This window comes from Duganella sp. GW821-FHT01E12, from assembly GCF_059422325.1.
Genome location: NZ_JBWKWR010000008.1, coordinates 182,692 through 191,764, shown reverse-complemented (window position 1 = coordinate 191,764; position 9,073 = coordinate 182,692). Strand labels below are relative to the sequence as shown.

Below are 9,073 nucleotides of genomic sequence, written 5' to 3'. Positions count from 1 at the left end.
AAGGTAATGTATGCGCGACCCCGGCCTCCCCTCCCTCGACCAGCTGCGTGTGTTCATCGCCGTCATCGACCATGGCGGCTTCGCCCATGCGGCGCGGGCGCTGCACCGCACGCAGTCGGTGATCAGCTACACCATCGCCAACCTGGAGGAGCAGCTCAACGTCGAGCTGCTCGACCGCAGCAAGCGCAAGCCGGTGCTGACCGAGGCCGGCAAGGCGCTGCTGGCCGACGCCCGCGCGGTCTCGCTCAAGGTGGACGGCATGCGGGCGCGCGCCAAGGCGCTGTCGGCCGGGCTGGAGGCGGAGGTGTCGCTGGTGGTGGACGTGATGTTCTCGACCTGCAAGCTGGTGCGCATCCTGCACGCCTTCCAGCAGGAGTTCCCGACCGTGGCCATGCGCCTGCGCACCGAGGCGCTGGGCGCCGTCACCCAGCTGGTGCTCGAGCGCGAGTGCCACATCGGCATCAGCGGCTGGATGCCGGGCACGCAGGACATCGTCGAGCGCCAGAGCTGCGGCTTCGTGACCATGGTGCCGGTGGCCGCGCCCGGGCATCCGCTGGCGCAGATCGAGGGCGTGATCCCCAGCGCGGTGCTGCGCGAGCACACCCAGCTGGTGCTGACCGACCGCAGCACGCTGACCAAGGGCCAGGACTTCGGCGTGCTGGCCCTGCGCGACTGGCGGCTGGGCGACCTCAGCTCCAAGCACGCGCTGCTGCGCAGCGGCATCGGCTGGGGCAATATGCCGGTCGAGTTCGTGCAGTGGGATCTGGACGCGGGACGGCTGGTGCAGCTGCACGTGAGCGAGGGCAGCGCGTTCAGCTTCCCGCTGTACGTGATACGGCGCGGCGACGAGGAGCCGGGCCCGGCCACGCGCTGGCTGATGCAGCAATTCCTGGAGGTGGAGCAGTCCGGCACGCCGCCGCCCAACCACGACATGCGGCCGGCGCCGGCGGCGGGCGACCCCAGCGTGAGCCACATGTATCACCGCCTGAGCGATCCGCCCAGGGCGGCCAAGCCGGCCGGCAAGCCGGGGCCACTGCCGCCGAGGAGCGAGACCCCGCCCGGCGTGGCGGCGCCGGCGCCTATTTCACTCCGGCGGCGCTGAGCTTGCCGCGCAGGCGGCGGATCTCTTCCGACAGGTCGACCACCAGCGCGGCGACGTCGTCGTTGGCGTCGAAGTCGCGCTCGATCTGGCACAGCCGGCGCGCGCGCACCAGGTCGGCGCTGGTGAAGCGCCAGGCCACATAGTCGCCGCTGGCGCCGTCAAGCAGGATGCCGGTGCGCACCCGCTGCACCACCCAGTCCGGCTCCACGGCGCAGGCCCGCGCCAGTTCCTCCACCGTCAGCGCGGCGTCGTCCACCAGCACCGCGTCCAGGATCGCTTGTCCCATGGTTCATCCTCCCGCGCGCGGATTGAAGGCCAGTTCGCGCGCCATCGTTCGATACAGTTCGCGTGCCTTGTCGCTGGTGGCCGGCGGCAGCACCACCTCCAGCAGCAGGTATAAATCGCCGGTGTCCTTGCCGGGGATGCCGCGTCCGCGCAGGCGCAGCTTGCGCCCGCTCTGCGAGCCGGCCGGCACCGTGACGGTGACCTTGCCGGACGGCGTGTCGACGTCGATCTCGCCGCCCAGCGCCAGCTCCCACGGCGCCACCGGCACGGTCTCGTAGACGTCGCGGCCGTCGATGCGGTAGCGGGCGTTGGGGCGGAACTGGATTTCCAAGTACAGGTCGCCCGGCCCGGCCGCGCCCGGCTGGCCCTGGCCCGACAGGCGCAGCTGCTGGCCGGCCGTCACGCCCTTGGGAATGTTGACGCTGAGGTTGCGCTCGCGCGTGACGATGCGGTCCTGGGCGTCGCGCTCGGCCACGGTCAGGCCGATGGTGCGGGTGGCGCCGTGGTAGCTGTCGGCCAGGTCGATGCTGATGCTGGCGTGGCTGTCCTCGCCGCGCCGGGGCGGCGCCTGGCGCCGGCGGCCGCCGCCCAGGTTGGCGAACAGGTCGGCGAAGAAGTCGCTGCCCATGGCGTCGCCGCCGAAGCCGCCGCCGTTGCCGTTGCCGAAGCCGCGGCCCCAGTCCGGCGGCGGGCGGAATTCCTGGCCGGCACGGTACTGGTGGCCGCGTCCCAGCTCGTCGTAGGCGGCGCGCTTTTCGGCGTCGCCCAGCACACCGTAGGCCTCGTTCAGCTCCTGGGTCTTGTGCTGGGCGTCCGCTTCCTTGCTGACGTCGGGATGGTATTTCCGCACCAGCTTGCGGTAGGCCTTCTTGATTTCCTCCTCGGTGGCCGTCTTCGGCACGCCCAGAGTCTGGTAGTAGTCCTTGTATTCCACGTTGCGCGCTCCCGTCTTGCGTGTGTCCCAGTCTAGCGCCTATCGCCTTCCGGCGGCGTCCGTTTGTTCACTTCTGTTCGCGTTTGTCCCGGGCGGCCGGCCGCGCTTCGAGCTCGCGCACCGAGGACATCATGTCGTTGAAATTCTTCAGCTCGGCGTACTCGCCCTTTTCCAGCACCAGGCAGCGGCCCTTGTAGTGCTTGTTCTCGCACACTTCCCATATGCCGCTCTGCACGATCACGCTGGAGGTCTTGTCGTTGAAGCCCAGCTTGTCCAGGTCGGGCTCCGAGCCGTGCAGCTGCAGGGCCGGGCCGCCGAAATGCGTGCGCGTGTAGAGCGTGATGTCGCCCGCCTGCGCCGCCGCGGCGGCGCCCAGCAGGGTGGCGCAAACAAATCGCTTCATGGCCGGGTCTCCAAATCGGGGCTGTGGCCTGCATGATAACGCATGCGGGTCAACGCAGCCGGCGCAGCGACGAGATGCGGTTGTTCATATTGTCCAGGTACTCGTAGCGGCCCGGCTCCAGCACGATGCACTGGCCGCCGTAGTCGGCGTGTTCGCACAGCTCCCAGCGGCCTTCGTTGACGATGACCGAGCTGGCCTGGTCGTTGAAGTCGTACTGGTCCAGCGTGCGCACCGCGTCGCGCAGGCCCAGCTTGGCGCCGCCGAAGCCGGACTTGGAGAACAGCACGATCGGTTCGCGGTGGTGGCCGTAGCCGTAGTCGCGGTCGCGGTCGCCACGGCGGTCATCGTCGCGGTAATCCTCGCGGTAGTCGCGGCCGCCGATCTCGCGCACCGACGAGATGACATCGTTGAAGCCGTCCAGCACCGGGTACTCGCCGCGCTCGACCACCATGCAGCGGCCGCGGTATTCCGAGTGCTCGCACAACTGCCAGGTGCCGGAGCGCACCACCACGCTGGAGGCGCGGTCGTTAAAGCCCAGCTGGTCCAGGTCCGGCACGTTGCCGCGCAGCGTCAGCGGCGGGCCGGCGAAGTTGGAGTGGGTGAACAGCGTCAGTTCGCCCGCGTGCGCGGCGCTGGCGGCCAGCAGGGGCGCGGCCAGCACGAGGGCGGCGCGGATCAGACGGTGCAGGAATGGTTTCATGGTGAATATCGCTCAAGTAAAAAGTTAATCAGCCGGTGCCATGCACGGACAACGCTTATGCTAGCGCGTTGGCCGACAGGGCAATATGGCTAATTTGCAAGAAAATGTAATGATACAGCGCGGCGGGCTGGACCGGGCCGGGGTAGAATTGTCGCCCACCCTTTTTCGAGCGCCGCGCATGCCCCACGCCTTCCACCTGCCCGACCTCCGCCGCGAAGCGGCCGCCCTGTGGCGCCTGGCCTGGCCGATGCTGATCGGCCAGCTGGCCACGGTGGGCATGGGCGTGGCCGACGTGGCGATGACCGGCCACGCCAGCGCCGACGAGCTGGCGGCGGTGTCGCTGGGGGCCTCGATTTGGTCCATCATCCTGGTGACGGTCAGCGGCACCATGATGGCGATTAACAGCGTGGTGGCGCACGACGTCGGCGCCGGCGAGCTGGGGCGGATTCCGCACGCGGTGCGCCAGTCGCTGTGGAAGGCGCTGGGCGTGGGCGTGGCGGCCATGCTGCTGGCCAACCTGGCGACGCTGCTGTTCGACCATCTGCAGCTGACACCCTATGTGCAGGGCCAGGCCACGCTGTTCGTGCACGCGATCAGCATCGGCCTGCCGCCGTTCGCCGCCTACCGCGCGCTGTACGGCTACAGCACCAGCATCAACCAGACCAAGCCGGTGATGCTGATCGCCATCCTGGGCCTGTGCTTCAACGTGTTCGTCAACTGGCTGCTGGTGTTCGGCCACTGGGGCTTGCCGAGGCTGGGCGGGGTCGGCTGCGCGGTCGCCACCGGCCTGTGCATGTGGCTGATGCTGGCCGCCATGCTGGCCTGGATGCGCGTCGCGCCGGCCTACCGCGCCACCTATCCGTTCACCCACTGGGAGTGGCCGCACTGGCCGGAGATCCGCTCGATGCTGCGGCTGGGGGTGCCGATCGGGGTCACGTATTTCGCCGAGGTCAGCGCGTTCGGCGCGGTCAGCCTGCTGATCGCGCGCTACGGCGTGGTGCAGATTTCAGCCCACCAGATCGCGCTCAATTTCTCCTCGCTGGTGTTCATGGTGCCGCTCAGCTTCGGCATCGCGCTGATCACCCGCGTCGGCCAGGCGGTGGGCGAAGGCAGTCCGGCGCGGGCGCGCTTCGTGGCCTGGACCGGGGTGTGGATGTCGCTGGCGTTCGCCGTGCTGTCGGCGCTGTTCATCGTGCTGTGCCGGCGCCAGATCGCCGCCGCCTACACCTCCGACCCGGCGGTGCAGGCGCTGTGCGTGCAGCTGCTGCTGTTCGCCGCGCTGTTCCAGCTGTCGGACGCCACCCAGGTGGCGACCTCGTGCGCGATCCGCGGCTACAAGGTCTCGCGCCAGCCGATGCAGATCCAGCTGCTGGCGTTCTGGGGCTTCGCGCTGCCGCTGGGCTGCTGGCTGGGGCTGGCGCCGCAGTGGCTGCCGTGGGCGCCCGCGCAGCCGATGGCGGCGGCCGGTTTCTGGATCGGGCTGGTGGTCGGGCTGACGGTGGCGGCTGTGCTGCTGAGCTGGTCGCTGCAGCGGCTGGCGCTGGCGCGCGTGCTGCAGGCGCGGGCCGCGCAGGCCGCATAGGCCGGCCGGGAACGCCGAAGGAAAAACGGTTTTCCCGCGCGGATTCAGAACATTGCCGTCTCGCCACAAGCGGGCCGGTCTGGTATCGTCTTGGGTTCCGATAACCAAGAGACACTCACTCCATGCGCTTCATCCTCTGCTTCCTCGCCCTGCTGGCCGGCGCCCACGCCTCCGCCGAAAAACTGACCCTGGACCGCCTGCATGCCGACCCGTCGCTGAGCGGCCCCGGCGTGCGCAGCCTGAAGGTGTCGCCGGACGGCGCCCGCGTGACCTTCCTGCGCGGCCGCGACGACAACCAGTTCCAGCTCGACCTGTGGGAATACAACCTCAAGGACAAGACCACGCACCGCCTGGTCGACTCCAAGATCCTGGTGCCGGAGGAGAACCTGTCGGACGCCGAGAAGGCGCGCCGCGAACGCGAGCGCACCGCCAGCCTGAAGGGCATCCTCAGCTACAGCTGGTCGCCGGACGGCAAGCAGCTGCTGGTGCCGATCGCCGGCAACCTGTACCTGATCGACGCCAGCAAGCCGGACGCCGCGCGCCTGGTCGCCTCCGGCAACGTGCTCGATCCGAAGATTTCGCCCAAGGGCCGCTACGTCTCCTTCGTGCGCGACCAGAACCTGTACGTGCTGGACCTGAGCAGCGGCAAGGAGAAGCAGCTCACCAGCGACGGCCAGGGCACCATCCACAACGCCGAGGCCGAGTTCGTGGCACAGGAGGAAATGGGCCAGACCAGCGGCTACTACTGGGCGCCGGACGACAGCGCCATCGCCTACAAGCGCTACGACGAGGCGCCAGTGCCGGTGGTGCGCCGCTTTGAAATCTTCGCCGACCGCACCGACGTGGTCGAGCAGCGCTACCCGGCCGCCGGCGATCCGAACGTGCTGGTGCAGCTGAAGATCGTGTCGCCGGTCAGCGGCGAGATCCGCAACGTCGAGCTCGGCGCCAACGCCGACATCTACCTGGTGCGCGCCGACTGGAGCGGCAGCGCCAAGGCCTTGCTGTTCCAGCGCCAGAGCCGCGACCAGAAGAAGCTGGAACTGGTGTCGGTGGACGCCGCCACGCTGGCGCAAAAGGTCCTGATCACCGAGACCTCGCCGACCTGGGTCAGCATCTTCGACGATCTGCGCTTCCTGGCCAACGACAAGGGCTTCATCTGGTCGTCCGAGCGCAGCGGCCGCAAGCACCTGTACCAGTACGACATGCAGGGCAAGCTGCAGCACGCCATCGGCAAGGGCGAATGGGGCATCGACCGCGTGCTGGCGCTGGACGAGAAAGGCGGCCGCGTGTTCGTGCAGTCGAACCGCGACGCGGTCATCGACAGCCAGACCTACGCGCTCAAGCTCGACGGCAGCACGGCCGACCAGCCGCAGCGCATCACCCAGGGCGACGGCTGGCACGACTCCTCGTTCGCCCGCAACGGCGAGGTGTTCGTCGACACCTACTCCGATCCGGACACGCCGCCGCAGGTGAGCATCCGCCGTCCGGACGGCGCGATGATCAGCTGGCTGGAACACAACGAGCTGAACGCCTCGCACCCGTACGGCAAATACCTGGACGCCCACCTGCACACCGAATACGGCACGCTCAAGGCCAAGGACGGCCAGACGCTGTACTACTCGATGATCAAGCCGAGCGGCTTTGACGCGTCGAAGAAATACCCGGTCTACCTGTCGACCTACGGCGGCCCGCACTCGCAGCACGTGGCTCGCCGCTGGGGCAACTTCTTCGACCAGTACATGGCGCAGCAAGGCTTCGTGGTGTGGCGCCTGGACAACCGCGGCTCCTCGCGCCGCGAGCGCGTGTTCACCGACGCCAACTACCACAACCTGGGCAAGGTGGAGGTCGAAGACCAGATCACCGGCATCGAGTGGCTGGGCAAGCAGAGCTTCGTCGACGCCAAGCGCGTGGGCGTGTTCGGCTGGAGCTACGGCGGCTTCATGACCTTGCGCCTGCTGGCCGAGGCGTCGGACAAGATCGCCATGGGCGTGTCGGTGGCGCCGGTGACCGACTGGTCGCTGTACGACACCCACTACACCGAGCAGTTCATGGGCACGCCGAAGGAGAACGCGGCCGGCTACGCCTCGGGCGGCGTGTACTCGCACCTGGACGGTTTGAAGTCGCCGCTGCTGCTGATGCACGGCATGGCAGACGACAACGTGCTGTTCACCAACACCACGCGCATGATCGACGCGCTGGTCAAGCGCAATGTGCACTTCGAGCTGATGACCTACCCGGGCGCCAAGCACGGCATCTCCGGCCGCGCGCCGCAGCGCCACGTGTACGGCAATATCGAAGCCTTCTTCAAGAAGAATTTGATGCCGGAAACGAAATAAATCGTTTCAGTGTTTTCGGGGGCCTTCGGGCCCTCTTTTTTTTGCCTTGATTGAGCGGCCACAAGGGCCGATTTGTTGACCATTCGATAATGCCCGCTGCGGTGCATTCCGCACCGCCGCACTTACATTCCAGGAGGAATTATGGCTATCGATGTCTACCTGCAAATTGACGGTATCCGCGGCGAATCGGCCGACGACAAACACAAGGATTGGATCGAATGCAAGTCGGTCAGCTGGGCGGTCAGCCAGCCCAAATCGGCCACCGCGTCGACCGGCGGCGGCCACACCGCCGAACGCTGCGAACACCACGACATCACCTTGATGAAGCTGGCCGACCTGGCCTCGCCGGTGCTGCTGCAGACCTGCTCGTCGGGCAAGACCATCCCCAAGGCCAAGTTTGAATTCATGCGCGCGGACGGCCAAGGCGAACGCGTCAAGTACTACGAAATCGAACTGGAGAACGTGCTGATCGGCGCGGTCTCGCCCAGCGTGGAGGAAGGCGACATCCTCAGCGAACATGTGTCGCTGAAATTCTCGAAGGTGAAGTGGCGCTACACGCAGCAGAAGATCAGCGGCGGCGCGGGCGGCAACACCGCCGGCGGCTGGGACTTGAGCACCAACCGCATCGCCGCTTGAGTGTGTGCGTTGAAATAGAAAAAGCCGCGTGGCTTAAGACGGCCTCGGCCGTCTCAAGCGCACGCGGCTTTTTCGTCCCGGCGCGATCAGTTGCGGTTGCCTTTGGTGATGTCCTTGACGGCTTCCTTGGCGTCGCCCAGGCCCTTTTGCAGCTTGCCTTCGGCCTGCTTGTTCAAGCCCTTGGCCTGCTGCTCCGAGCTGCCGACCAGCTTGCCGGCCTCTTCCTGGATTTTGCCGCCGATGTCCTTCGCCGTACCTTTCACTTGATCCTTGTTCATGATGCACTCCTTGGTGGGTGATGAAGCTACAGGACACGCGGACTCGTGCCGCGTGCGAGGCCCCCACTATAGGCAGACACCGCCTGGAGTTCTGTGCGATCGCGCACCCAGTGCGGCAATCAGACCTTGCGCCAGACGCTGGCCAGCCACGGCTGCTGATCGCGTGGCAAACCCGGCGGGCGATAGAAATGTTGGACCGCGATAAATCCCGCTGCCAGCAGGTAACGCTCCCAGGTTTCGTAATCGTAGTAGCTGCCGTAGCGCGGGCCGTTCCAGCCTTCGCGGTTGTCGCCGCGCGGGTTGGAACTGAACAGCACGCCGCCGTTTTTCAGCGCGGCGTGCAGGTCGCGCAACACCTTCGGCAGCGCGGCGCTGGGCACGTGGAACAAGGAGGCGTTGGCGTAGATGCCGTCGAAAAAACCTGCGGGCAAGTCAAGTTGAACGAAGTCCTGCCGCCATGTTTCGCAGCCGCTGTAGGCGCGCGCCATCTCGACGAAGCGAGTCGAGCCGTCGACGCCGATCGCTTCGTGGCCCAGCTCCTTGAAGGTCTTCAAGTCGCGGCCGGGGCCGCAGCCCAGGTCCAGCAGGCGGAATGGCGCGGGGACTTGTATCGCGTCCAGCAAGGCAGCGATGTTCTGGCTGACATCGTGGTCGATGGTGCCGGCGAAAAACTGCTCGGCGTTGCGCTCGTAATGCTGCAGCGTGGTTTGCGTGATCTGCTCGATCGGGTCGGGTTCCATGCCGCCAGTATATACGCCGGCTCGTGTCGGCGATCAGTGACTCAGAAAAGAGACGCTCGCCCCGCAAAATTGTTTCA

At 67.1% G+C, this 9,073-nt stretch carries 10 protein-coding genes; 4 read left to right on the top strand and 6 right to left on the bottom strand.

Annotated elements, in window-relative coordinates; genetic code table 11:
- The first annotated feature begins 10 nt into the window (after positions 1-10).
- Positions 11-1,102 carry a LysR family transcriptional regulator gene (locus AC07WS_RS21890; RefSeq protein WP_494731120.1) on the top strand — a complete coding sequence of 364 codons (1,092 nt, stop codon included), beginning with the start codon at positions 11-13 and terminating at the stop codon, positions 1,100-1,102.
- Here the strand turns inward: AC07WS_RS21890 and AC07WS_RS21885 are convergent.
- From AC07WS_RS21885 to AC07WS_RS21870, 4 genes are all read right to left on the bottom strand, one after another.
- Positions 1,080-1,388 (bottom strand): chaperone modulator CbpM, encoded by a 309-nt coding sequence (locus AC07WS_RS21885; protein WP_494731119.1) that lies wholly within the window; start codon positions 1,386-1,388, stop codon positions 1,080-1,082. The two genes, AC07WS_RS21890 and AC07WS_RS21885, sit on opposite strands and share 23 nt — an antisense overlap.
- A gap of 3 nt (positions 1,389-1,391) precedes the next feature.
- Positions 1,392-2,321, bottom strand: coding sequence for a DnaJ C-terminal domain-containing protein (locus tag AC07WS_RS21880; RefSeq protein WP_494731118.1), 930 nt, complete (start codon positions 2,319-2,321; stop codon positions 1,392-1,394).
- 67 nt (positions 2,322-2,388) lie between these two features.
- Complete coding sequence (locus AC07WS_RS21875; RefSeq protein ID WP_494731117.1) at positions 2,389-2,724, bottom strand: beta/gamma crystallin-related protein; 336 nt, start codon at positions 2,722-2,724, stop codon at positions 2,389-2,391.
- 49 nt (positions 2,725-2,773) lie between these two features.
- Positions 2,774-3,424, bottom strand: coding sequence for a beta/gamma crystallin family protein (locus AC07WS_RS21870; protein WP_494731116.1), 651 nt, complete (start codon positions 3,422-3,424; stop codon positions 2,774-2,776).
- A gap of 178 nt (positions 3,425-3,602) precedes the next feature.
- Between AC07WS_RS21870 and AC07WS_RS21865 the strand changes: the two genes are divergently transcribed.
- The 3 genes from AC07WS_RS21865 (at position 3,603) to AC07WS_RS21855 (ending at position 7,978) form a co-directional block, all read left to right on the top strand.
- Positions 3,603-5,006: an MATE family efflux transporter gene (locus tag AC07WS_RS21865; RefSeq protein ID WP_494731115.1), complete on the top strand. Its 1,404-nt coding sequence runs from the start codon at positions 3,603-3,605 to the stop codon at positions 5,004-5,006.
- Positions 5,007-5,128: 122 nt separating this feature from the next.
- The gene (locus AC07WS_RS21860; RefSeq protein WP_494731114.1) at positions 5,129-7,342 is read left to right on the top strand and encodes a S9 family peptidase; all 2,214 of its coding nucleotides are present in this window, start codon (positions 5,129-5,131) and stop codon (positions 7,340-7,342) included.
- A 141-nt stretch (positions 7,343-7,483) separates the two neighbouring features.
- The gene (locus AC07WS_RS21855) at positions 7,484-7,978 is read left to right on the top strand and encodes an Hcp family type VI secretion system effector (RefSeq protein ID WP_494731113.1); all 495 of its coding nucleotides are present in this window, start codon (positions 7,484-7,486) and stop codon (positions 7,976-7,978) included.
- A gap of 86 nt (positions 7,979-8,064) precedes the next feature.
- On the opposite strand, the gene AC07WS_RS21850 is transcribed toward AC07WS_RS21855, so the two are convergent.
- Complete coding sequence (locus tag AC07WS_RS21850; RefSeq protein WP_008446105.1) at positions 8,065-8,256, bottom strand: CsbD family protein; 192 nt, start codon at positions 8,254-8,256, stop codon at positions 8,065-8,067.
- Positions 8,257-8,375: 119 nt separating this feature from the next.
- Positions 8,376-8,996, bottom strand: a complete 621-nt coding sequence (locus tag AC07WS_RS21845; RefSeq protein ID WP_494731112.1) for a class I SAM-dependent methyltransferase — start codon at positions 8,994-8,996, stop codon at positions 8,376-8,378.
- Positions 8,997-9,073 lie beyond the last annotated feature (77 nt).